This is a genomic window from Paenibacillus sp. Y951, assembly GCF_056786395.1.
On record NZ_JBXCIY010000012.1, the window covers coordinates 1 to 26,083 of the forward strand.

Genomic DNA, 26,083 nt, shown 5'->3' on the forward strand with positions numbered 1-26,083 from the left:
GACACTACTGGTTCAGCCTCGCTCGTTGGCTTTTAGACAAAGGAATTGAAGCCGTTTTGGTGAATCCCCACCTCGTCAAAAAGAACAAAGAAAACCGCGACAATACCCCATCTAAAAGCGACCGTAAAGACGCACTCGTCATCGCAGATATGGTCAAAAATGGCTACTATTCTCCTGTACGTTTCAATCCGGAAGCATACGAGGAGCTGCGGATTCTTATGGCCAACCGGGACACAGTCACCAAAAGACTTAACAGCGCCGTTAACCAGATTCATCGTTGGGTAGACATTGTGTTCCCAGAACTTCGGCATGTCTTCAAAATTCTCACCTGCACCAGTGCCATTACCACATTAAGGTTGTTTCCTCTTCCGAAGGAAATTAGTCGGTTAACAACAGAACAAGTTATCGCCGGTTGGAAGCAATACGTTAAGCGTCATGCGGGTTTGCGGCGAGCTGAACAACTTATCTCACTCGCTAAACGTAGCGTAGGCGCTACTCAGGCTTTGTGTGCATACAAACTGCATTTAGGCCACTTACTTGAAGAATATGACTTGGCAAATCGTCAGCTGGAGCAGGTTGAATTTGAACTTCATCACATCTTGGAGCGTATTCCTTATGCTAAGAAGATGCTTGCTATCCAAGGTGTAAATGTAACCAGCTTGGCTGGAGTTTTAGGAGAAACAGGTGATCTCAGCGGTTATGCGCATGGAAATGCCTTGCTTCGCCATGCAGGGCTAAACCTGGCTGAGGCCAGCTCCGGAAAATGGCGTGGAAAAATGGTTCTCAGCAAGCGCGGACGCCCTCGGCTCCGGCGTTTCCTCTTTCTTATGACGATGTGTATGGTCATGACCAATCCAGATATTAGAGCTCTGCACCACTTCAATGTTGATGTGAAAAAGCTCAAGAAGATGAAGTCCATTATGAAATTATGTGGTAAGGTAGCCCGAATGCTTGTTGGTCTAGCCAAGAGCAGTGAAGATTACGACTCAACCAAAGTTATTCCACGAGCAGCTTAAGAGCGTTGTTTCACCAGCTGATGCATTCGCAGGATAATAAGAAGCACGGAGTATCGGGAGACGTTACGCAAAAGGGCTCGGACCCGTTCCGTTAGAAAGACCGACCTCCACCCCTTAGTTAGATGTGACGAAGGAATGAAAGGGCTTAGACCCGTTGAGACATGGGAGCGAGAATCGCTAAGGCTACGTGGAGACGTGCAGAATATGGAATAATATAGGTGATTAACACATCACTTTTGTTCCTGCATGCCCTTTTCACTCTCTCGTAGCCACTGGCTCCTCCATGTATTCTTCTTTCACATTTGTCCTAGGGTGAAATCCTGCGAATTCATGAGTCTGAGTGAGAAAACTGAATCATTTCGAGGGAGCTTAATGCCTAGGTTTCAAGAATATGCAATAACAAGCTTTTTTGAACATGCATCCTATTCTCGGCTTGTTGATAGATAATGGAGTTTTCAGATTCAATCAAATCCTCTTCTATCTCAAAGTCAGGATGAATTGGCATATCGTGCATGATGTATGGGGAATATCCACCTAGATTTCTCTTGTTAATCTGAAAAGGCATCATTACTTGAATCCTTCTATTTTTCTCCTCGTGATAATCAGCATTCTGAAAATATTCCATATCAACCCAAGTATCCGTGTAAATAAAATCAGTCCTACTAACAGCATCGGACAAACTCTTCAAATTTTCAATATACCCACTATGATAAGCGTTTTGCATAAGTTCTTCATCCCAAGAAGCTTCATTAACTATTGGGGTTACCAACAAAAGCTTAATGCCCAATGTAACACAACCCGCTATTAGTGAATTTACAACATTATTATGAATCCCTACATACGTTACAGTCACACCTGAGTAAGTTCCTTTTACTTCGTATATAGTCATCAAATCAGCTAGTGCCTGACATGGGTGGTACTTATCACAACATCCATTTATAACTGGAACATTGGAGTAATTAGCTAATTCAAGTAAATCAGAATGCTTTTTTAACCTAGCCATAATTACATCACAGTTCCTTGATGCGTAACGGACTTCATACTTTATTGGTGAGAGGCTAAAATTACTCGAATCCCAATCCATGGTTACAGCATAACCGCCTAATTGATTAATGCCAGATTGAAAAGACAAATTGGTTCTGGTCGAAGTTTTTTGGAAAAGCATTAAAAGACCTTTTCTCTCACACGCTTGGTAAAAATCTTTAGGATTATGTTTTATCTCAATCCCTTTTTGAATAATAGACAACAAAGTATCCTTGTCGAGTTCTTTTAAAGATAACAAATGATGCATTAATTTTTCACCACTTCCGTATTTTTATGCATAATTTCGTATATAAATACATTTTATTGTGGTGTTAACATAATGTCAAGATTTCCAGTAATCTGCCCGTTACTTCAATAACCAAAATGGAGCTGATGCAAAGCAAGCTCTTCAACTATCGTTCTCCGTTAGTTGAATCGTGAATCATAACTTCCAATGAAACCACCGACCGTGACCATCTGTTTTTGCCAGCGTTTCCCTTTGTTCTTTGCCATCTATATAGTAATCGAGATGGAGGTCTAGATCCCACATATTATTATAGAGGTGGAACACATCTCTTTCTTCACCGAGTTTTTGAATATGCTCACTCAATTTCATCTTAGACTCATGAGGTATCTGGTTTGCCACATGGGTATGAAAAACACATATTGTTGAATCCTTAGAAATCTTAGATACAATATCCGGAAGTAAAGAAACGCCATCTCCCTCAATTAACTCTATGGGTTGCTTGTCTAAACATAAAGTGGCATTTTCAAAGTACGAAATACGTTCCTTATGTTCCGGCCAAATCAACGCTTTCAGCCAAAGATAATCTTCGGGATTATTTAGATCATTCACGTGCAAATCTAGACCGATCCTGGATGTTACTGGTGGGCTAATTTCAAGAAGGAATGGAGTATTATCGCCTCTAATTTCAGCCGTTATCTCAAGAGCCGATTGTTCATCTCCGTACTTTTTATTGGATTTATAAGAGTAGCTATATTTATCCCAAAGGAGTTGCAATCCTGCACTTGTTCCTATTTCTATGAGAGCTAACGGTTTTTGCGTTATTTTATGAATGTAGCAAAAGCTAGGGTACAAGTATGCACAGCGTCTCACTTCGTTTGTTTGTACAAGCTTGCTTTCTAGAATCTGAATAATCTCATTTTCGTACTCATCACAAAAATCCCTGAAACAATTAATTGCTGTCGATGACTCCCGTGGTTTACTTACAATGCTGGCGTAATACTCAGCTAATTCGTGTTCTATCCCCCCTAATAGTAGATAGTGAACGGCACCCAATAAGAGGTTAGGAACAGGCTGTCCTGATCTCGAATAAGCCGCTAGTTTAAGCAACTTTGGGTCATTAGCAATGTTTCCTGCAAGATGTTCATAGAGACTGCTGGAATCCTTACATTCTCTTTCAGCAAAAATCCTAAAACACTCCGATAGTACATTCGTTTCCAAATCACACACCACCCTTTTTACAATTAATGGTATTATATCATCGGTATTCGATAAATAATACTTCAATATTTTTATACAGCATATAGATTTTTTTTATCACATAACAAATCCGTTACATGGATATTATGGAACTATCCTGCCCGTTAGCCATACATGCAGCGCAAGAGCGGCGCTGCACCACAGAGGATGAAAATGGATACCTCTGTTTGTACGGCTGGCGAAGAAGGTCGATAAGCTATGGTGCCATAGAGCCCAACCGTTAGTCTGACTCCAACGACCACGGTGCATCACAGATTCTCGCTCCCTTTTGGGAAGCACTCATGGGAGATTAATCCTACTCTGGTTTTTGCACCAGCCTTGCCTTTATTAGTTGTGGAATGTTGTTTTTCGTTATACCTAACTTTATAAAAAATCACATAAGGCTCAGCCCTTTTTTAAAAAGTGTTATTCTGAGTCTTCTTTATTTTGCTCTTTTTCAGGTTTTGAGCTGATTTTATTTTCATGACAGATACGGAAAGCTTTACTCACTAACCTCACCCGCTTTCTTTTTAAGATCGTTAATCCAGTGATAAGTATCCATCTTCCATACCTTATCTTCTTTTTGCAAGCCTAATAGCAGGGAATGTGTCATGATTCCTACTCCCGCTGTAACAACTAAGGTGACTTTATTCTCCTCTGCGGTATTTTCATCAATTTCTATGGATTCATAATATCGGTAATGAACTGCTATGTCTGAATCATGATTCGACGCATATTCAAAATATTCATTGCGGAACGTATCCTGATCTGGCAACAGACCCGCATTATAAGTGATCGCATAGATCAAATTAGGATCACCAATGGAGAGGGAATGTAGATAAACCAGTATCATGTCCTCTGGGGTAAAATCGTAAAGATAATGCAATTCTCCATCCGCTCTAAATTTCACAAATGCTTCCTGCTTCGCCACTGACAACTGTTCCAAATAAGAAAACCTTTCACCGTTCTCATCATTAATACTTTCGATGTTACCATTAGTATCAGATAGTTCCTCGTCAAAGTGAGAGTCTGAAGGTTTGATACTTTTTAAAAAAGGAGATCGAAGTTTATTACTATAAGAAGTAATAAAATAACGCTTACCCACTTCAATTAATGGTAGTCCTAATTCTGTTGTTTTAATTTTTTCTATTGTTCCATTTTCCTTCTCAATCATGATAAAACTATTTCCTTTTTCTGTAACGGTGGCAACTGAAATACTTCGGGCAAATATATTATAATAATAAAATATTCCAGCTATACATATGATGATTGCCAAGGATAACACTATCCCTGTTGATTTTTTTGACACTATGAATACCTCCTTATATTTCTTATCCATGAAATTAACCTTCTTACCTTTATCACCAATTTGATTTATTTTCCGTTTCCCCTCAATTATTCTGCCAGTTACTTCAATGGAAAAGCTGAGCTCCCATGTTGCAAGCCCCTCCACTATCTTTCTCCGTTAGCTGAACTCTTAGAAATTAAAGATAATTGCATGCGCAGACTTTTTTTATCAACCTTATCTACTGCAGTTCGAGGGAGAGTATCGAGAATAAAAATCTTAGTTGGCCATTTATATCGTGCAAGGTTAGGTTCACAAGACTCCCACAACTGTTCCAGTTCTAAGTTACCGTCTTCTCGAAGAACTATACAAGCAACGAGTTCCTCTCCTTCACTAGGTAGAGGAAGTCCAATAACAGCTGCTTCCGCAACCTGTTCATTGGTCACTATTACTTGTTCCACTTCAGGACAGAACACGTTAGAACCACCTACAATGACCATATCCTTGAGACGGTCTAATACATATAGATATCCTTCCGCATCCAGACAACCCCCGTCGCCTGTTCGAATCCACCCTTCGCTTATTGTTTCAATAGAAGTCTCTGGTTGGCGCCAATACCCTAACATCATTTGAGCACCTCGAACAACTATTTCACCAGGCTCATTTTCCGCTGCCTCCCGTCCCTCAGAGGTGATAACTCGAACCTGGAAGGCTTGTTCTCCCTGAACGGCTAGGTCGGCGGGACGTCCTACTGATCGAAGACGAATCGGATCATCTAAATGATGTATTGGTAGTAGTCGACTGATTGCCATCCCACATTCTGCTTGTGAATAGTTGTTGACGATCAACGCTCCTGGAAACTGTGCAACCGCGTTCTCTAGAGTAGTCGGTGAGATGACGGAGCCACCACAACCTATTACCTTAAGGCTTTGCAAATCTTTACCGGTAGCGGAAACCTCGTTTGTCAGGTCACGAAGCATTTGTCCGACCGTGCTGAGGTGCGTAATTTGTTCGCGTTCGACTGCAGCAACTATACGCTGAACGTTAGCCGGATATTCGTCGAGAAAGACCAGGACCCCTCCGGCCGCCATGGTCGCCCATAGTTGAAATTGCCCGACAAGGTGCGATAGGTTAAGCACTAGCACTCGACGTCCAATATCGTATCCGAACCCCGCGGAAGGAGTAAATTGATTCCAGGCTGCCATTCCACGATGTGAATGCATTACCCCCTTCGGTCTGCCTGTCGTTCCTCCTGTATAAATAAGTACGGCTGTATCATCAATTTTACGGTCACTCTTGCCAATTGGTGGTGATGCAAGATCCTTTTGTAAAAGGGATCTCAACGAATTAGAACTCGAACCTTCTTCAGTGGTAAATATTTTCAGAGAGCTCGAGAGAAGTTTTACAGCGGAGTAAGTGGTTTCGGCGTGACGATTGTCATGGATTAGGAAGTTCGGTTCAGCGTCATCAAGAATAGCTGCAATTTCTGGAGGGCTTAGCAACGGTGAAATCGTAGTTGGTATGACACCAATCCCAACAGCAGCGTAGAGAGCAATAACCATTTGGGGATCGGGATCCCCAAGAATCGCGAGTCGATCTCCTGGCCGGAGGCCTTCCACATAAAGGGCACTCCCGAGCTTTTCAGCATGATGATGAAGCTCCCCATATGTAATAGTCTGCCCATATCTTAAAAGTGCTGGCGCATCAGAAAACAAACTTGCTGCCAATGGTAGTCGTTCAAATAGAAACAATTCATTGCCCCCTTAATCTGATTTGAAAACTAGGATTAGGGAGAGTATACCATGTTTTTGGAAATAATAGGAATAACGCTTTTCAATTACCTTCATTAGCTTACCTAATAATTCACTGAATTAATCTGCCTGTTAGTTCAATGTTCAATCGATATTAAGCTCGGTGATTGACAAAGCCGTATAACTCCAATCCGTCATTTTCCTCATCATAAAGATGCAGTTTTTTTGCAGCTTAGATTGCGAATAACCTTAGTATTTTTCAATGAATGATCAAATGCTTTTTTTCTGACAGGACAGATATATTTTTATTTAGGTATTGGTAAAGAACTATTAAAATACCATCATTCTCCTAATGCGTCTCTTTGAATAATTTAGTTGCTCAATGATGGACTTGTTAGTTATATTCTTCGAGATACTTATCTAGCGACAAATTTGAATTTATTTTTTCCAGTTCAACTCATCCCGATCCACCTAATCCAATCTCATCAACGATGATTCCACTATAGTATAATAGTTGACCAGAAACTAAAATTGAGATAGCTGACAAACTAAAGACAGCAAAACCGTTAATCAGTTCATTTTTTAATTTAGGGATTATAATTATAAAAAATAAAAGTAGAGATATAACCAAAATAGTGATAAAAATAGGTCTTAGCAGAATGAAGGCGCCTAAAGATTCAAAAGATTTTTCTGTGTACAATTCTACTTCTCCTCCAATATATATTCTTATAATTCTAAATGATCTTATTAATCTATATTGCCCATTAGTGGAATCCCGAAAATCGTCGTGTTTCTAATTGCTTGCTCCACTTAATTAAAAAGAAAAGAATAATTATTGCGATAATCGTAATATGTAAAGGGGTAGCATAATAGCACCGTTCCAAAATTTGAATTCCATTCTGAATTTCCCTCCTATTTTATAGAGTAAAACTTCGCAGTCCCAATATACACAATTTCCATTTACATCCTATACGGAAACCCTAAGAGATTTGTTGCATTCTAGTCACAAGCAGTTAACATCTATCTCTAAGCTTTTTTGAACCCATTTGTACTGTACACCTTCTATCAGTTTTCGCCGATTCACCTCGCCACTTCTATAAGTGGCGAGGTGAATCGGCGATTTCTTGAATAATCCCACAAGATGTTCTTTCTTTCCTACATCCTAAGAGGTATAATAAATAGAGAACATACATTCGTATTTCCGACTGGAAGGGGGTGAAATGTTGTCAGATTTAAAGTCCATGTACAGAACCCGTCAAGTATGGATTAAGCCAGGTCATCGCTTGTTTCCGTACCTTGATCAAGCATGTCAGGACGCTAAGAACCTGTATAACACGACTAACTTTTACATCCGACAGATCGTTACTGCATTCGGGAGGAATGAACCTCTCCAGCCGTTGCAACGAGATGTTCTAGATACGTTGGCGTCACATCTTGATGTAATGAATGAACGACGAAGGGAAGGGAGCAGTTCCCATCCGTTCAAGCTGCCCTCGCAAGAAACTCCCTTTGTTCATTACAACTTCCTCGACGCCTTGTTCAAAGTGATGAATCAACTCGATTATCGAGCGCTCCCAACGCAGAGCAGTCAGGGAATCATGAAGGTGGTGTTCCACAATTGGAAATCCTTCTTTGCCAGTATCAAAGATTACCGCCAGCATCCTGAGAAGTACAACGGCAAGCCCCATATTCCGGGATACGCTCGGAACAGGGTCAAGGAAGTGATGTTCACCAATCAAGACTGTGTGATCAAAGAACGGAAATTTCTCAAGTTTCCAAAGAGCAAGCTACAACTGAACATAGGGAAGCTGGGCTGTACCGACGGACAACTGAAACAAGTACGTGTCGTCCCACGCCATGGCCAGTACGTCGTCGAATTAATCTTCGCTTATCCGCTTGAAACGAAGGAACGAGTACAAGACCACATGCTGGCGATGGATCTTGGCGTCGCCAATCTTGCAACCATCGTCACGACGACCGGAGCGAAACCGATCCTCGTGAAGGGCAAGATCGTGAAAGCGATCAATCAGTATTACAACAAGATGAAAGCGCATTATACCAGCATTCTTCGTCAGGGCAAAGAACCTCGCGAGGGGGCGTATACATCCAGGCGATTAGAACGGCTCCATCTGAAGCGCCATCGGAGGATCAAAGACTTGTTCCACAAGGTAAGCCATCATATTGTTCGGTTGGCGGTGGAATACAACATCGGTACAATCATCATTGGACATAACGATGGATGGAAACAAGCATCCGGAATCGGACGGCGAAATAATCAGTCCTTCCATCATATTCCCCATCACATGCTCATCAAGATGATCGAGTATAAGGCAGCTGAGCAGGGAATCATCGTGATCCTAACCGAAGAGGCGTATACTTCGAAAGCCAGCTTTGTAGATAAGGATCGTTACCGAGTTATGGTGAAGAAGGGACATGGATCTTCTCAGGCAAACGGATGTCTCGTGGTCTGTATCAAAACACGAAGGGTATGATTCATGCTGATGTCAACGGCGCAGCCAATATTATGCGAAAAGTATTCCCAAACGTATCGGTCAAAGATGCGAATGGGATAGAGGGGTTGGATGGTAACCAGACCATCAACGTGTCAACTCCACTGGTGTTAAGCATCCTGAAATAAATGGAATGAACCATCAGAAACCCCCACTTCAATCAAAGCGACAGCTTTGGTAAGTGGCGGGAGTATTCATTTAGTTATATCTTATTTATTATTTAACGAGGCAACTTCAGAACAATACGTATTTACAACGATAAAGGTATTTTTACACATAAAAATCCCGACTTATCTATGAAATAAAGAGATAAGTCGGGATTGATTTTGAAAGGTAAAAAGTATATTCCTAGCTTGTAGTCGGAAAGACTATTAATGAATTCTATTTGTGTAAGTTGCTATCAACGTTATGAAAACACCTTTTAATTAAGCTGCTTTCATAATTATTAGCGCTCTACAATGTAGTAATAATAGGTCCATCCTTCGTAACAATAATTGTATGTTCGTATTGAGCTACAAAGCTTTTTTCTGTTATAAAGGTACCGTCTTCTTTTTGGGTTACTTCTTCTTCTAAGGTCGAGATAAATGGTTCAAATGCGATAACCATCCCTTCCTTTAATAATTCATCGTCCCCTGTTTCATTATAATTATAAATGTGATCAGGTGCTTCGTGTATTGTACGTCCAATACCATGCCCTGTAAGATTTTTAATAACAGTTAATCCATTCTCTCTCGCTGTTTGGAATACTGCTTTTCCGATTCTACTTTTTTTTGAACCAGGTTTTGCTTTCTTAAGCCCTGCTTCAAAGGCTTTTTTAGCAACATCGCATATTTTCGTTAATACTTCTTCTCCTTCACCTACTACAAACGAGACTCCTGTATCTGCGAAATACCCGTTTTTGGAACCAGAAACATCTATATTTACTAAATCCCCTTCATGAATAACCCGATGACCCGGAATACCATGTGCTACTTCTTCATTAACACTAATGCAAGTATAGCCAGGAAAATCATATTCACTTTTTGGGGCTGAAATTGCACCTGCTTTTTCTAAAAGCTCTCCCGCTATATCATCGAGTTCTTTAGTCGTTATGCCAGGAATTGTTCTTTGTACCAATTCATTTCTAATAGAAGCAACAATTTTCCCGATTTCTTTCAAATTATTAAAATCTTCTTCTGTTTTTGCAATCATCGTATATCCTCACTTTTTAAAGTATCTCAGATTAGTAATCCATTTAGATTATAGCATAAACGGAACGACTTTTTCTTCAACTTTCCTACCTACCCTTTCACAGTAGCGAGTCGTAATTTCACGAAAACAAGCGGGGCAATTGCTATTGTCCATAATCCGATCATCCCGTATCTGAAAAAGTCAGCGATCACCGCCTCTGGTAAAAACAGCTTGAAGCCTTCTTTAATAGCAATGACCCCAATCAAACCAATAACGCAGGCAATGATCTTTGGTCCCCATGACTTAGCTATAATAAATTTAATCTGCTCACGTTCCCATACATATCCGAGTATTGAGAAGGCCAATAGTCCGCAAGCCCGATAAGCTCCTTCTTCATCTAATCTACCGTTAGTCATCCAATGATATAGCGGAAGTAGCACAATTGGAATGATAATCGCTATCGCAACGCATATTAGACTAGAAAATCTAGTTATCCATTGCTTCCGTATCACAATTAACGTAACGAGCACGATAATAGCTCCTAGCAGCCAGCCGAACATAACATCCTTCGGAAAATGAACGCCAGAATACAGTCTTGCAAAACCTACAGCGATAATAGCAACGATTGCAAATAGATAAAATGCTGGCCTCCGTATGACAGCAGCTAGAAAAGCCCACACCGCGAAGCTATGCTGGGAATGACCACTTGGGAAAGAATATCCACCTTGCTCAATTAACGACTTAATACGTTCAGCATGTAGCTGAAAAGGTCGCAACCATTCCAATAGATCCTTCATAAATACATTCACATAATAACTAACGAAAAGCACGATAGCTAGCTGAAATCCGACTCGTTTGGACACTAGCCAATAAACAATTGGTAGCAATATAGAAAAGAATGTCACATCTCCAGTAAAGTTAATGATTTTAACAACACTATCTACCATTGATCCGCGTAGTTCCATAAGCCTTTCTAACAACTCAACTTCCCATTCCAAATAGGTCGACACGAAGTTAATTCCTCCCTTCAAACTATTGATTAATCTTCGAATACAACAAAGTAACAACCCCAATTGTTGCAACGATAGCACATATTACAAATACAATATATCCAAACTTTGTCTTGGTCACAGTGTGTTTATCGTAAAAATCAGAGTTTCGACTGAAAAATCCAGTCCATAGCTCTCCGACTAAATTCAGAACAATAAGAGTGAAGCTTTTAAGAAGTTTCATAATTTCAACACCTCATTTCTCCCTATTTTATTCAAATTACAGTGTGAATAGTCAGATGATTTCACATTAATCGTAGCGTTATAGTTAATCCCCCTAAAACAAAAAAAAGCACATAAAGTTGACGGTCTCCTGTCATCACCTTATGTGCTAATCTATGTCCTATATTAATCCATACAGTCTTCAGCTTCTTCTGCAGGTTTGGCATCTTCCATGTTGATTTTGTCTGTTAATGAATCCCTAACAATTGAAATCACAAGTTGCAGTAAATAGTTGATGTCTGATTGGCTTTGTTGGAATATATTCACAACAGGTATGCCATCTAATTCATCTTGTAAACTAGCTATTTCCGCTTCAATTTTCGCCACCATATCTGCGTTTTTGAACGATTCAAAGGCAACTGCTTCTTTTTGCTTCTTCTTAACTGTAGTTATAATTTGTTGTACACGTTCGTGATTTTGAATTTTCGCTTCTGCTTGACGATATTGTGTAACCTCTTCGGATTGTGCCAGTAAGTCAGCAAGCTCTCTAGCCTTTGCTTGAATATCTTCCTTCACTCGTAAATCTGTAATCGTGTGAGTTGGAATATCCCCTTTAGGTCCATTATGACTACATGATCCACCTGCGTCACCGCCGTGCTGGAACATTTTTGCATCGAATTGTTTATCAAAATTCATTGTGTAAATTCTCTCCTATCGGTTATTGTATAAGTTGCGGTTCAGCTATTGGCTCTGCCTTAATATAATACGTTTGAGCTACGGTAACCTTTGCCTCAATAAGTGATCCAATCCATGCCCTCGGACCTTCTATATGTACTAGCTTATTCGATCTTGTGCGACCAGACAAGACATTTTCATTATTTTTACTTACACCTTCGATTAAAACTTCGATTTGCTGCCCTAATAATTGCTCATGACGTTCAAGTGAGATCAATCCCAGCAACTCATTCAGCTTATATAACCGACGTTTTTTCTCTTCCATCGGAACATTATCTTCCATCGACGCGGCAGGCGTACCCTCTCTTGCTGAATAAATAAAACTATAAGCAAAATCAAATCCGACTTCTTTCACTAACGAATAAGTATCTTCAAACTGTTCTTCCGTTTCTCCTGGAAAACCAACAATAATGTCCGTCGTCAATACAACATTAGGGATCGCTTGCTTAATTTTACGAACGAGTTCCAAATATTGTTCGCGAGTATATTTACGACTCATTAATTTCAACATAGCAGTACTTCCCGATTGAACTGGCAAATGAATATGCTCAACTAGATTTCCACCTTTAGCAAGTACAGCAATAAGATGATCGTCAAAGTCTCGTGGATGACTCGTCGTAAAACGAATGCGCGGAATATCTATTTTTGAAATATCATCCATCAAATCGCCGAAGCGATAATTCAGATCGTCAAAATCTTTACCATAGGCGTTGACATTTTGTCCTAATAACGTCACTTCTTTATAGCCTTCAGCAGCAAGCTGTCGAACTTCAGCGATAACATCCTCTGGGCGTCTACTGCGTTCCTTACCTCTTGTAAATGGTACGATGCAGTACGTACAAAATTTATCACAGCCATACATAATGTTAACCCAAGCTCGCATACCGTCACGTTTTTTAGGCATATTTTCAATAATATCGCCTTCTTTAGACCATACCTCTACGACTAACTCTTTGCTGAAATAAGCTTCTTGTAACAATTGAGGCAAGCGATGAATATTATGAGTGCCAAATACGAGATCAACAAATGAGTGCTTTTGCAGTATACGATTAACAACGGATTCCTCTTGCGACATACAACCACAAACACCTAGAATTAGATTCGGATTTTTAGACTTTAACGTCTTCAAATGACCAAGCTCACCAAACACTTTATCCTCTGCATTTTCACGAATGGCACAAGTATTAAGGAGAATCACATCGGCTTCAGCACGACTTTCTGTAGCAGTATACCCCATTTGCTCGAACATACCCTTCATTACTTCGGTATCATGTTCATTCATCTGACATCCATATGTATAAATAAGATAATGCCTACCTACACCGATTGACTGTAGTTCCTCGGGAATTGAAAAATCATAATGCACTTTGATATCTTCTTTACCGCGTTTTTTACCATCTGTATAAATTGGAGCTGCATGTAATTGAATATTACGTCCATTTATACGGATCGTTTGTGTTCCGTCTTTTTCGCTGATGAGTTTTGCATTAGAAAAGTTAAAATATTGTGAGTAATCCTTCGGTTCTTTGGACATTAACAATCACTCCCTCTTCGCCATCAGAATTTCAAATAGATATAAACCCTTAATTATGAATTATATCACTTTAGTAGATAGGAAGCTATTTTGTGTGGCATGATGAGGTAATAAAAACACCTTCAAGCAAGGCGAGTAGATACGCCACTTGAAGGTGCTCCTTGGATGATCGGCATTCATTGACAATGCCGATCTTCTGTCTATTCCTAATACTTTATAATTTTAGTCAATAATATCAGCCATATCTCCGTTATTAACAGCTGCTGCATTAGCTTCATCTGTATCAATGTGCATATCTAGTGCAAAGTCAGGTGATACTCGTGCAATGACATTTTCAAATATAACGCCACGGTCTCCACCAACGCGAACACGTAGCTTTTGTTTGTCAGCGATGCCCCATTTTTCAGCATCCGATGTATGGAAGTGAATATGACGTGCAGCAATAATTACGCCTTCTTCAATGGTTACTTCACCAGCAGGTCCTTGAATGGTAATTCCTGCAGAACCAGCAGTATCTCCGGATTCACGTAATGGAGCTTTCACTCCAAGTGCGAAAGAATCTGTACGAGAAACTTCCAATTGTGTTGCTTTACGAGCAGGTCCTAATATTCTTACCTTTGGAAATGATCCTTTTGCTCCAACTACTGCAACTGTCTCATTAGCAGCAAATTGTCCAGGTTGAGATAATGGTTTAAACTCAGTTAGCTGATAACCTTTACCGAATAACACCTCTACGTGTTCTTGGGATAGATGAATATGTCTTGCTGATACGCCTACAGATATTTTTTTTTCCATTTCTCTTGCACACTCCAATATTATGTTTTTCTCTCTTATGCTCTACGCAATAAGAAAGACATACGACTATTACCGCATGCCTTTATCATAACACTTATCCGTTTAACGGAACAAGCCATAGCAGCAATCTGTTGAAAATTTGTAATATTGGATCATCATGCGATTACCATATTTTCATCAAAAATTGATATGCATTTCTCCACATGATCTTCTCAACTAATTCATGATCGTAATGCTGATGAAGCAACTCCTCAAGATGAACCATATGTGACGGATTCATTAGACCATCAATATATTTATCAATACCATCGAAATCAGAGCCAAACATCAGATGATTTGCACCGCCAAGCTGTAAAATATGATCAATATGAGGAATGAGATCTTCGATCGTAGCCATCTCGCCTTCATTAACAAACCACGGCACAAATGTTAAGCCAATTAGTCCGTCCCGCTCAATAATCGCTTTAATTTGTTCATCGGTTAAATTACGCGGATGATTGCAGATCGCCCTTACATTAGAATGCGATGCAATGATTGGCTCTGTACTCGTGCGATAAACATCCCAAAAACTTTTCTCAGACAGATGCGACACATCAATCGTTATTCCTATTTGGTTACATTTGCTTACAAAATCACGACCTAAGCTGGAAAGTCCTGACCCTTGCGGCTCTAATACTCCATCTGCAGCCCAGTTCATAGCATTCCATGTAAGACCAGCAAAGCGCACGCCTAGACGATGGAGAATAGGAGCTAGATAGATATGCCCCTGTAAGCCGTCTACGCCCTCTAGCGACAGTATCGCGCCTACTTTGTTAGTAGCTTTACATCGCTCTACATCAATAGCCGAATCCACAAAAACAACATTAGGATGACTAATAATTTTCTCATAAAATATTTCCACACATTTAAGTATCGTTAATATATCTTTATTTCGTTCAGATGGAATATAGATTGCAAACACTTGAAGCATATAATCCGATTGCAGTAGTCGATCCAATGTCACATCTATTTTTGCTGAAAAATCATTCTCATCAAATTCAATCGTCTGATCCAACAGCATTTTACTAAGTACATCACAATGAAAATCAATTTTCCTCACATCTCACCCTCCACAATAGCAAATAACCTGTTTACGTAGTAAACAGGCCCAATAATAGCTCATAAGTATTTTTCGTATGGACCGTTACAACTGTACTATCTCGGTTCTACAATAAGTTTAATAGCGGTACGGTCTTCTCCATCAATTACAATATCTGTAAAAGCAGGTATGCAAATTAAGTCTACTCCACTTGGAGCTACGAACCCTCTTGCAATGGCTACAGCTTTTACTGCCTGGTTCAACGCACCAGCACCAATCGCTTGTAGCTCGGCTACACCACGTTCTCTTAATACACCAGCAAGCGCACCTGCTACTGAATTAGGATTAGATTTCGCTGATACTTTTAATACATCCATGATAAGTACCTCCCCTAGCATGTTTGAAAAACTCTACTTTATTAATACTATTCGAGTATGAGCGAATAATACCTCCCTAAAATAATTTTATCATTCTAAATATTCAGACTTTTCATCCGACAGAAAAAGCTGCTTATTGCATAAGCAGCCATGACTCTTCTGTTAAGCGAATCTTCTCGATTTTAATTGCTTTCCCCGTTTGATCATCAAGCTCAGCGATGATCCCATGTAGATGCCACTTACCTTCATCTACAACAAAACGAGTAGGCATTTGCGTTAAGAAACGGTGCAAGACAGCTTCCTTCTCCATACCTAGTACCCCTTCTTTGGATCCTACCATACCAACATCCGTTATATAAGCTGTACCTTGCGGTAAGATCGTATCATCGTTTGTTTGAACGTGAGTATGCGTACCAACGACAACGGAAGCTTGACCATCTAAATACCAGCCCATTGCAATTTTTTCAGATGTCACTTCAGCATGGAAATCGACGAATATATGTGGTGTAATTTCTTTCGCCTCTTCAATTAATGCATCTGCCGTACGGAATGGACAATCGATTGGCGGTAAGAAAGTACGTCCTTGGATATTTATAATTGCAAGCTTTTTGCCATGTACATTGATAATAGTCATCCCTCTACCTGGAGCTACTTCTGAAAAGTTAGCTGGTCGTACAATACGAGGCTCATCATCAATCCACTCAAAAATATTTTTATTATCCCAAGTGTGATTACCCATCGTAATGCCATGAATTCCCCAATTAAAGAAGTCATTCGCAATAGGGCGAGTAATCCCTCTGCCTGCAGCAGCATTTTCACCATTAGCGATGATAATATGGGGATTGTACTTATCTCTTAGCGCAGGTAACACTTGTCTTACCGCTTCTCTTCCTACACTTCCTACTATGTCACCTATAAATAAAACTTTCATTGTATACCTACTTTCACTATAAGCTGAAAAATAGAGAAGTGGCTGAAATCAGCCACTTCTCTATTACAGTTCATCGTTATTTTGCATATTCAACGGCACGTGTTTCACGAATAACCGTTACTTTAATATGTCCTGGATAATCTAGCTCACTCTCGATCTTTTTCGTTATATCGCGAGCAAGACGGAATGCTTCTGTATCATCAATCTTCTCAGGCTGTACCATGACACGAACTTCACGACCAGCTTGAATTGCATAAGATTTCTCAACACCTTCGAAGGATTCAGTAATATCTTCTAGTTTTTCCAAACGTTTAATATACGTTTCTAATGTTTCACGACGTGCACCTGGTCTTGCAGCTGATAATGCATCTGCAGCACCAACTAGCATTGCAATAACGGATGTTGCTTCAGTATCTCCATGATGCGAAGCAATACTGTTAATAACAACTGGATGCTCTTTGTACTTCTTAGCTAACTCAACACCGATTTCAACGTGTGAGCCTTCTACCTCATGGTCAAGCGCTTTACCGATATCATGTAATAGTCCAGCACGTTTCGCAAGCGTAATGTCTTCACCTAACTCAGCAGCCATTAGACCAGCTAAGTAAGCAACCTCCATTGAATGCTTCAGTACATTTTGACCATAGCTTGTACGATATTTCAAGCGACCAAGAATTTTGATCAAATCAGGGTGTAAGCCATGAACACCAACTTCAAATGTAGCTTGTTCACCGTATTCGCGAACACGATCGTCGATTTCTTTACGAGATTTTTCGACCATTTCTTCGATACGAGCAGGATGGATACGACCATCTGCGACAAGTTTCTCAAGAGCAGTGCGAGCAATTTCACGTCTGATAGGGTCAAAGCCAGACAAAATGACCGCTTCCGGTGTATCGTCGATAATTAGATCGATACCAGTCAATGTTTCTAGTGCACGGATATTACGACCTTCTCGACCGATAATCCGCCCCTTCATTTCTTCATTCGGAAGTGTTACTACAGATACCGTCGTTTCAGCGACGTGATCGGCAGCACAACGTTGAATAGCAAGAGAAATGATGTTACGAGCTTTCTTATCTGCATCTTCTTTAGCCTGTTGTTCAATATCCTTAATCATTTGTGCTGTTTCATGTCGTACCTCTTGTTCAACATTAGATAGAATAATTGCTTTCGCATCTTCCATCGTTAAGTTGGAAATACGTTCTAATTCACTGAGCTGTTGCTTGTAGAGCGAATCGATTTGTTCCTGTGTTTCCTCAATTCGTTTCTCCTTGCTGACTACAGTTTCTTCTTTGCGTTCAAGTGCTTCTAACTTTTTATCAAGAGATTCTTCTTTTTGAAGTAATCTTCTTTCTAAACGTTGTGTTTCGTTACGACGCTCACGAATGTCCTTATCAGCCTCTGAACGCACCTTATGGACTTCATCTTTTGCTTCTAGCACCGTTTCTTTTTTGACAGCTTCCGCATCTTTTTTAGCTTGTTCGACAATTTGAACTGCGGCTTGCTCTGCACTAGAAATTTTAGCTTCAGCAATCGACTTTCGTAACTTGTAACCAATCCCAAAGAAAATTGCGCCAACAAGGATAACAATCAAGATCCAGATGATCTCATTCATCTTGTTCACCTCCTTGTTGCATACACCAAGGCATTGCTTGGGATGTTATTGTGTTTTAATCGGTTCCATACCGTCTCAATTACGTCATTTGACGAATAAATAAACATTTTGCATCAACTCTTGGAAGTTAGATTGAAACAAAATTTGAAGGAATACTACTTCATTTTATCTGTTCGCAAATTCAATTGTCAAGCAATTCCCTATTAATCTATTCTTCACTATTACTTTTCTGCTCAATTTCTACGAAGTTCATCACTTTTCTGATTAATGTACTCGTATATCCTTTGCGTAGTAGAAAAAGTTGCAGCTTTCTTCTTACTTCGCGTTCCTCACCCGACAAACTTCGAAGTTTCTTAAATGCTACGCGACATGCAGCTTCAAATTCTTCCTCTTCATCAAGCTCAGACAATGCCATTTGGATAGCACTTTGTGAAATTCCTCTATTTTTCAAATCATGAGCAATTTTAACTCTTCCATTGCCCTGAATTCTAGTTTTCGATTGTACGTAAGCAATAGCATATTGCTCATCATTCACATAGCCGTCCTTTTGCAAACGTTCTAGTGCATGCGAAATATGTTCGTCGTTAAATTCTTGTCGTTTCAAATAGTCTGCAATTTGTCTACTTGATCGTGCTTTTACTCCAAGATAACGAATAGCTTTAATATATGCCATATATTTGCCATTCACCTCTATAATCTCGGCAATTAATGAAGAAGTTAAACATTGTCCCTTCATTAATCGATACTTTATGAACATATCCTCGTGTACGACAATTGGTTCCTCGATATGTTCTATGCAGAGTATATACTCTTTATTCTTTTTACGATCTACTTTCACAGCAGTAATAATATGCTCCAGAGCAGAATGTATTTCGCTCATCTATAACAAAACCTCCTAAAACTTTTCATTTGCTACTTGATTCATCCTCTTGCTAATGAAAAGTTACTTCGTAAGCATATACCATACTTTTCATTTGCTACTTGATTCATCCTCTTGCTAATGAAAAGTTACTTCGTAAGCATATACCATACTTTTCATTTGCTACTTGATTCATCCTCTTGCTAATGAAAAGTTACTTCGTAAGCTCATTCAATATAAAAATCGCCGCTCTATATTAGACCGGCGATTCCATTAATTATGGTTAAATTTCCTCATCAAAATCGTCGTCTTCATCTTTACCGTGAGCTAAATCCATATTAGGATTTTTATTAAGATCGTACGTTGCACGGATTTGAGTTTCAATCGTTTGCGATACTTCAGGATGATCCTTCAAATATTGCTTCGCATTTTCACGACCTTGTCCCAAGCGTTCCCCACTATAGGAGAACCATGCTCCACTCTTCTGTACAATATCCATATCTACACCGATATCGATAATACTTCCTACTTTAGAGATACCTTCACCATACATAATGTCAACTTCTGCTTGTTTGAACGGTGGAGCTACTTTGTTTTTAACAACTTTTATACGAGTACGGTTACCAACGATATCGTTACCTTGTTTCAATGATTCGACACGACGAACTTCAAGACGAACACTGGAATAGAACTTCAAGGCACGTCCACCAGGAGTTGTCTCTGGGTTACCGAACATTACGCCAATTTTCTCACGAACTTGGTTGATGAAAATAGCAATCGTTTTGGATTTAGAAATTGCACCTGAAAGCTTACGAAGAGCCTGTGACATTAAACGCGCTTGTAAACCCATATGTGAATCACCCATATCGCCTTCGATCTCTGCTTTCGGTACTAGCGCAGCTACCGAGTCGATAACGATAATATCAACTGCACCACTGCGAACAAGCGCTTCAGCAATTTCTAACGCTTGCTCACCAGTGTCTGGTTGGGAAAGTAATAGCTCATCAATGTTAACACCAAGTTTGCTAGCATATAAAGGGTCAAGAGCATGCTCAGCATCGATAAATGCCGCTTGTCCACCAACTTTTTGCACTTCTGCAATCGCGTGTAGTGCAACCGTTGTTTTACCAGAAGACTCAGGACCGTAAACTTCAATAACACGACCACGAGGATAACCACCGATTCCTAAAGCAATATCAAGAGCAAGTGCACCACTTGATATAGTCTCTACTTGCATATGTGTAGATTCACCTAACTTCATAATAGAGCCTTTGCCAAATTGCTTTTCAATTTGACGTAAAGCGTTATCTAACGCTGCACGACGATCACTCACTAGATCCACATCCTTCAATATTTATAATATTATGATACCCTTTTTCTGCTCGCTTGCCAACACTTTTTTTCGAACATACATTCGTGTTTTTCCCACCTCGCTTTCTAAAGCCACTTCTTCTGATCCGAATAACGAAAAAGAACCGTGGCAAAGAGTGATCTTTGCTACGGTTCTTCCATAACTAACTTCATTATAATCGTTAACAGATTTTGGAGCAAGCTATTAACTAACATGACCGACGTAATTTATACCATTCCATCGGAAATAGTACACTTCATTCTAAATTATCAATGCTCCTTAATCGTTTGCCATAATTAATATTGCAGAAAGCTGCGCTTTATTGGATCGTACATAGCTCCGAGAACCAAAGAAAATATTTATTTTTAATTGCATGATACATGGTTGGTATCCAATTGAGGGAATCAGATTTCACGATATTTAGACAGTATTTTTACTGTCCATGCGGCGTGCTAGCTACTTTTACGAGCCGTAGACAGTATTTTTACTGTCCATGCGGCGTGCTAGCTACTTTTCCGATCCATAGACAGTATTTTTACTGTCCCTGCGGCGTGCTAGCTACTTTTACGAGCCGTAGACAGTATTTTTACTGTCCCTGCGGCGTGCTAGCTACCTTTACGAGCCGTAGACAGTATTTTTACTGTCCCTGCGGCGTGCATAGCTACTTTTTATGGCAGCGCCGTTTATGGGACCATCGTATAGCTACAATATTATTGATGCTCCTTAATCGCTTGCCATAATCTATATTGCAAACTCTTCACGGTTTTCAATTGAATGGAGCTTCGATCACCACTCAAAGATAATTGAAACACCTTCGTTTCTTTGCCTCGTGCCGCTATCCCAATGAAAACCATACCGACAGGTTTGCCTTCCGTAGTTCCAGGACCCGCTACGCCCGTCGTAGACACGCCGTAATCACTATCTAACAGTTCGCGTACACGCTCTGCCATTAGTTGCGCAGTCGAAGCACTAACCGCTCCTGGTGCAGACTCTCCTTCTAGATGTTCCATTGGTATCCCTAACAATCTTTGCTTCATATCATTCGTATACGTTACAATGCCGCCATCAAAGCAATCGGAGCTTGTTGGCACTTTCGTCATCAGTAAAGAGAATAATCCACCTGTACAGCTTTCAGCAGAAGCAATCGTCAACTTCTTAGATTGCAGAAGATGTACGATTTCTACTTCCATCGGAATATCCTCTTGTGCATATAGATGCGCCCCTACGAGTTTATCAATGGCTACAACGGTCTCATCGATTTTACGGTTTGCTTCATCCAAACTATTAGCCTTAGTTGATACGCGAATAGAAACTTCGCCTTCTTTCGCATATGGGGCAAGCGTGGGATCAACTTGAGTCTCAATTAAAGGCAACAGTGCTGCTTCAAGATTAGATTCGCCAATACCTGCGAATTTCAGAAGGCGACTATATAAAGGCTTCTCATCGGTCATAACGGTACGTAACCAATCGACAACAGGACCATTCAACATTGTCCGCATTTCTTTAGGTGGACCTGGCAACAACACATACAGCGTATGATCTTGAGCTAAAGCATTGCCGACAGCAAGACCCGCTGCATTATGCAATGGCGTCGCTCCAATGATGGAATGCGCTTGGCGTACATTACTTTGTACCATATCTAGACCACGCGATGAAAACAAATGTTCAATTGTTTCCATTGATGGAGAATGTATTTCAAGCTCTCTACCTAAATATTGTGCGAGGATATCCTTCGTAATATCATCCTGAGTAGGACCAAGCCCCCCTGTAAACAGTAGTAGATCAGCACGCGAGCGACCGATTTCTATTGCTGCACGAATTCTGTCGGCATTATCTCCTACAACCGTTTGATAATACACATCTATTCCTAATTCCGCTAATTTCAACGAAATATCTCTCGCATTCGTATTTACAATTTGCCCCATTAACATTTCCGTGCCTACTGCAATAATTTCAGCCTTCATCAATACACCTCATCATCTGTTTGCTTTTGATAATCGTACACAAATCTAATAATGCACCCCTTCTATATTCCGAAGAGGTGCATTACATTATTCCACTGGAATTAATGATTTATTTTTCACAAAATAGTCGATACCTGAATAGAGCGTAATTGCAGCTGCAACCCATGAAATAATAATATCAAATGGGAAGTCTATAAGTGCAAATGGGAAGTTATTCAAAAGAATGGAAATAATCATTGTAATTTGAATGGCCGTTTTCCATTTGCCCCACGTACTTGCAGCAACAACTTTACCTTCCAGTAAAGCAATTTGTCTGAGACCAGTAACCGCAAATTCACGACTTATAATAACAATAGCAATTAGGGCGCTTAACTTATCCATTTCAACTAAAGCAATTAATACAGAGGCAACTAATAGTTTATCAGCTAAAGGATCAAGCAACTTACCCAAATTAGTAACGATCTTGTTTTTGCGGGCAATGTAACCATCTACGCCATCCGTACTTGCTGCAATAATAAAGATGAGCACAGCAATAACTTGCGCATACGTAATCGTGAAATCCGATAAAACAAAGGATCCAAAATTAACATTAACTAACAAGAAAAACAGAATGATAGGCACCAAAAATATTCTAGCTATCGTAATTTTATTAGCTAAATTCAAAAAAATTCCTCCCATCGGCGCCACGTAGTTCTCATATCGTAGGCCAAGCTTCATGATGACTACTATGTATGTGGTTTTATTATCTATCGAAAATTAGTAAATTGCAAATCTATAGGCAATTCAGCACCACGTAATAAATTCATTACAGCTTGCAGATCATTTTTGCTTTTTCCAGTAATACGTAGTTGATCACCTTGAATTTGACTCTTCACTTTAAGCTTCGAATCTTTAATTAAATTATTGATCTTTTTGGAAATATCTTGTTCAATACCTTGACGAATTTTAATCGTTTGACGAACAGCTCCACCAGATGCACCTTCTACTTTACCATAGTCCATATTTTTCGTCGGAACACTACGTTTCACCATTTTGTCAATTAAAATATCGATCGTATTTTTAAGTCTATTGTCATCATCACTCAAAATCGTTAATTCTTCTTTTTCGATCGTAATTTTCGTTTTACTGCCTTTAAAGTCAAAGCGTGTTCCAATCTCACGCTCAGCTTGTGTCACTGCATTATTCAATTCTTGTAAATCAACTTTGGATACGATATCAAACGAACTTTCGTTACTCATAATAATCCCCTCTCATTATCAAGCAAGACGACAGCTACTGAGCTGTCGTCGTATTTTCTACAGCAGCTGTGTCTAATTTTAATAGTATACGCGATCTTTCAATATCGTCATCTTCGATCATGACGCCATCCATTGTCGCTTCAATATAACCGGCATAACGCATTACGATATAAACATCTTTGGAAACATTATAGTTAACGGTGTCTCCATCTGCCATTGTAGCATAATGAATTCGCGTTCCATTTTTTCCGCCTTCATATATTTCGATCCAGCTAGCACCACCGGATGCGACTAGTTGTAAGGAGTATGCGTCTTTCATAGGACTGATCTTAAACACATCATCTTCACCAACTTTTTCAACAAACGATATCGTTACTGGTTCAACAGTAGGAATAGGCGTTGGTGTTAACGTCGGCACTATAGTCGGTGTTGGTGTAACCTTAGAAACATCAGAATTACCGGTAATCGGCTTAGAATTATCATTATCGGCAGGTTCACTTTCCTTATTAAAAGCAGCAAAATACCAAATAACGAAAACAATTAATATAAGAAAAGACCACATCAGAAGTGTAAATCCGATTTTCCCGAACTTTTCGGATGAGGCAGAACGCATTCTTTTCGGCTTACGTGCTGGGATCGGCTCATTAACAACCTCTTCTGTTGTAGGCACTTCATCATGATAATATTTTAATACTTCCTCAGCATCTAATTCAACGACATCAGCATAATTTTTAATAAACGCGCGAATATAGAACTTTCCGGGTAATACATTATAATCTCCTGTTTCTAATGCTTCTAAATAACGCTTTCTGATTTTGGTTACATCTTGTAAATCATCAAGTGACAATCCCTTTTCTAATCTAGCCTTTTTTAATACTTCACCTAATTCAGACACATGGTATCCTCCCTTCAAAATTAATATTCTTCTGTATAATGTGTAGTAAATGTTTCATACGTTATTTCTTCATCTGGAGTACTTCTTAATTCAACAATAATATCGAAATGACTATAATCGTAATTGGACTCCCGTATAAAAATGTCTGGATGCTCAATCACTTTCGTGGATGGCAATGACATAATTTCCTGAATTAAAGAATAATGACGTTCATTAGATCGAATGGTAGAAACGATCCCATCAATAATAAATATATTGTTAGGGTCCATTTCTTGTTCCGAAAGCTGGCTGCGCACCGTTTGCCTTAATAGTGTAGAGGACACAAACGTCCATCGTTTATTAGAGCAAACACTTCCTGCAATAATTGATTCTGTCTTCCCCACTCGAGGCATACCGCGTAATCCGATGACATAATTTCCATCTCGCTTGAATACTTCTCCTAGAAAATCAACTAATAAACCTAACTCATTGCGAGTAAATCTAAATGTTTTGCGATCATCTGAATCTCGTTCAATATATCGCCCATGACGAACTGCCAAAATGTCAACAATGGTTGGAGCTCTTAATTTATTAACAGTGATGTCATCGACCTTCGTTAATAGCTTACCCAAAAGCTCGATTTTTTCCTCATCGTCTGTTTGTAGAAGTAAGCCTCGAGTATGATGATCTACACCGTTAATTGTTAAAATATTCACTTCGAGCATCCCTAACAAAGAAGCAATATCACCGAGTAAACCTGGTCTGTTCTTATGTATTGTATACTCCATATACCATTGTTTGTGTTCCAAAACTGTCACCACCCTATGCCTATAAGAAAAAATATTTACAACCTATTATTTATAATACAAAATTCAACACTTTCCTGCAAACTTTATTAAAACATCACAGAAAAGCCTCCAATTGGGGAGGCTTTTCGCAAATCTTAACTGTGAAGTTAACGTTAGGATTTTTCTGCTAATTTGACCATCAATTTGGCGATAGAATGACGATCTGATTCGTCACCGACATCCCATAATTGCTTCAGCACCGCTTGTTCATCATTTTTGGGATCGACACGTTCATCGAGAAATGAACCAATCTCATAAGCAAGATTAGAAATCGTTTCTTCAGACAAGCCTAAAGTTTTACCTTGTGCTACGCGATCCTTCAAAAAACCTTTCCAAGACTCAAACTGATCAAGTACTGATGACATTCAATCGCCTCCTAAATTCATTGATTGTTCTCTAGCTGTATTATTGTGTGTAATTGCACAATAAGTA

General features: G+C 39.5%; 23 protein-coding genes and 1 pseudogene. 2 read left to right on the forward strand and 22 right to left on the reverse strand.

Annotation, left to right across the window (positions count from 1 at the left end; all coding sequences use genetic code 11):
* Window positions 1–1,016: IS110 family RNA-guided transposase (locus AC1TPB_RS16530; protein WP_482077518.1), on the forward strand; the 1,016-nt coding region annotated here is incomplete at its 5' end.
* Between the two features lie 376 nt (window positions 1,017–1,392).
* Here AC1TPB_RS16530 and AC1TPB_RS16535 read toward each other — a convergent pair.
* The 5 genes from AC1TPB_RS16535 to AC1TPB_RS16555 form a co-directional block, all read right to left on the reverse strand.
* Complete coding sequence (locus tag AC1TPB_RS16535) at window positions 1,393–2,307, reverse strand: ornithine carbamoyltransferase (protein ID WP_482077519.1); 915 nt, start codon at window positions 2,305–2,307, stop codon at window positions 1,393–1,395.
* A gap of 174 nt (window positions 2,308–2,481) precedes the next feature.
* On the reverse strand, window positions 2,482–3,504 hold the full coding sequence (locus tag AC1TPB_RS16540; RefSeq protein WP_482077520.1) for a DUF2332 domain-containing protein: 1,023 nt from the start codon (window positions 3,502–3,504) through the stop codon (window positions 2,482–2,484).
* A 520-nt stretch (window positions 3,505–4,024) separates the two neighbouring features.
* Window positions 4,025–4,975, reverse strand: a complete 951-nt coding sequence (locus AC1TPB_RS16545) for a hypothetical protein (protein WP_482077521.1) — start codon at window positions 4,973–4,975, stop codon at window positions 4,025–4,027.
* Complete coding sequence (locus tag AC1TPB_RS16550; protein ID WP_482077522.1) at window positions 4,975–6,558, reverse strand: class I adenylate-forming enzyme family protein; 1,584 nt, start codon at window positions 6,556–6,558, stop codon at window positions 4,975–4,977. Before AC1TPB_RS16550 ends, AC1TPB_RS16545 begins: the two co-directional genes overlap by 1 nt.
* 457 nt (window positions 6,559–7,015) lie before the next feature.
* Window positions 7,016–7,258, reverse strand: coding sequence for a hypothetical protein (locus AC1TPB_RS16555; RefSeq protein ID WP_482077523.1), 243 nt, complete (start codon window positions 7,256–7,258; stop codon window positions 7,016–7,018).
* A 520-nt stretch (window positions 7,259–7,778) separates the two neighbouring features.
* Between AC1TPB_RS16555 and AC1TPB_RS16560 the strand changes: the two are divergent.
* Window positions 7,779–9,196, forward strand: a pseudogene (locus AC1TPB_RS16560) (RNA-guided endonuclease InsQ/TnpB family protein).
* 325 nt (window positions 9,197–9,521) lie between these two features.
* Here AC1TPB_RS16560 and map read toward each other — a convergent pair.
* The 17 genes from map to AC1TPB_RS16645 form a co-directional block, all read right to left on the reverse strand.
* Complete coding sequence (gene map / locus AC1TPB_RS16565) at window positions 9,522–10,259, reverse strand: type I methionyl aminopeptidase (protein WP_482077524.1); 738 nt, start codon at window positions 10,257–10,259, stop codon at window positions 9,522–9,524.
* 89 nt (window positions 10,260–10,348) lie between these two features.
* Window positions 10,349–11,248: a phosphatase PAP2 family protein gene (locus AC1TPB_RS16570; RefSeq protein ID WP_482077525.1), complete on the reverse strand. Its 900-nt coding sequence runs from the start codon at window positions 11,246–11,248 to the stop codon at window positions 10,349–10,351.
* Between the two features lie 387 nt (window positions 11,249–11,635).
* Window positions 11,636–12,145, reverse strand: a complete 510-nt coding sequence (locus AC1TPB_RS16575) for a YlbF/YmcA family competence regulator (protein WP_482077526.1) — start codon at window positions 12,143–12,145, stop codon at window positions 11,636–11,638.
* 22 nt (window positions 12,146–12,167) lie between these two features.
* Window positions 12,168–13,718 (reverse strand): tRNA (N6-isopentenyl adenosine(37)-C2)-methylthiotransferase MiaB, encoded by a 1,551-nt coding sequence (gene miaB / locus AC1TPB_RS16580; RefSeq protein WP_482077527.1) that lies wholly within the window; start codon window positions 13,716–13,718, stop codon window positions 12,168–12,170.
* Between the two features lie 222 nt (window positions 13,719–13,940).
* On the reverse strand, window positions 13,941–14,513 hold the full coding sequence (gene pduL, locus AC1TPB_RS16585; protein WP_482077528.1) for a phosphate propanoyltransferase: 573 nt from the start codon (window positions 14,511–14,513) through the stop codon (window positions 13,941–13,943).
* A 163-nt stretch (window positions 14,514–14,676) separates the two neighbouring features.
* On the reverse strand, window positions 14,677–15,612 hold the full coding sequence (locus tag AC1TPB_RS16590) for a dipeptidase (RefSeq protein ID WP_482077529.1): 936 nt from the start codon (window positions 15,610–15,612) through the stop codon (window positions 14,677–14,679).
* A gap of 95 nt (window positions 15,613–15,707) precedes the next feature.
* The gene (locus AC1TPB_RS16595) at window positions 15,708–15,968 is read right to left on the reverse strand and encodes a stage V sporulation protein S (RefSeq protein ID WP_068534754.1); all 261 of its coding nucleotides are present in this window, start codon (window positions 15,966–15,968) and stop codon (window positions 15,708–15,710) included.
* A gap of 133 nt (window positions 15,969–16,101) precedes the next feature.
* Window positions 16,102–16,899, reverse strand: a complete 798-nt coding sequence (locus AC1TPB_RS16600) for a TIGR00282 family metallophosphoesterase (RefSeq protein WP_482077530.1) — start codon at window positions 16,897–16,899, stop codon at window positions 16,102–16,104.
* A 76-nt stretch (window positions 16,900–16,975) separates the two neighbouring features.
* Window positions 16,976–18,517 (reverse strand): ribonuclease Y, encoded by a 1,542-nt coding sequence (gene rny / locus AC1TPB_RS16605; protein WP_482077531.1) that lies wholly within the window; start codon window positions 18,515–18,517, stop codon window positions 16,976–16,978.
* A gap of 208 nt (window positions 18,518–18,725) precedes the next feature.
* The gene (locus AC1TPB_RS16610; protein WP_482077532.1) at window positions 18,726–19,397 is read right to left on the reverse strand and encodes a regulatory protein RecX; all 672 of its coding nucleotides are present in this window, start codon (window positions 19,395–19,397) and stop codon (window positions 18,726–18,728) included.
* Between the two features lie 262 nt (window positions 19,398–19,659).
* Entirely contained in the window at window positions 19,660–20,709 is a 1,050-nt protein-coding gene (gene recA / locus AC1TPB_RS16615) for a recombinase RecA (protein WP_482077533.1), read from the reverse strand.
* Window positions 20,710–21,437: 728 nt separating this feature from the next.
* Window positions 21,438–22,691, reverse strand: coding sequence for a competence/damage-inducible protein A (locus tag AC1TPB_RS16620; RefSeq protein ID WP_482077534.1), 1,254 nt, complete (start codon window positions 22,689–22,691; stop codon window positions 21,438–21,440).
* Window positions 22,692–22,778: 87 nt separating this feature from the next.
* On the reverse strand, window positions 22,779–23,354 hold the full coding sequence (pgsA, locus tag AC1TPB_RS16625; protein WP_482077535.1) for a CDP-diacylglycerol--glycerol-3-phosphate 3-phosphatidyltransferase: 576 nt from the start codon (window positions 23,352–23,354) through the stop codon (window positions 22,779–22,781).
* Between the two features lie 83 nt (window positions 23,355–23,437).
* Window positions 23,438–23,929, reverse strand: a complete 492-nt coding sequence (locus AC1TPB_RS16630; protein ID WP_482077536.1) for a YajQ family cyclic di-GMP-binding protein — start codon at window positions 23,927–23,929, stop codon at window positions 23,438–23,440.
* 34 nt (window positions 23,930–23,963) lie between these two features.
* Window positions 23,964–24,824, reverse strand: a complete 861-nt coding sequence (locus tag AC1TPB_RS16635; RefSeq protein WP_482077537.1) for a helix-turn-helix domain-containing protein — start codon at window positions 24,822–24,824, stop codon at window positions 23,964–23,966.
* A 20-nt stretch (window positions 24,825–24,844) separates the two neighbouring features.
* The gene (locus AC1TPB_RS16640) at window positions 24,845–25,612 is read right to left on the reverse strand and encodes a DUF3388 domain-containing protein (RefSeq protein WP_482060965.1); all 768 of its coding nucleotides are present in this window, start codon (window positions 25,610–25,612) and stop codon (window positions 24,845–24,847) included.
* 152 nt (window positions 25,613–25,764) lie between these two features.
* Window positions 25,765–26,016 carry a DUF3243 family protein gene (locus AC1TPB_RS16645; protein WP_482077538.1) on the reverse strand — a complete coding sequence of 84 codons (252 nt, stop codon included), beginning with the start codon at window positions 26,014–26,016 and terminating at the stop codon, window positions 25,765–25,767.
* Window positions 26,017–26,083: the final 67 nt, after the last annotated feature.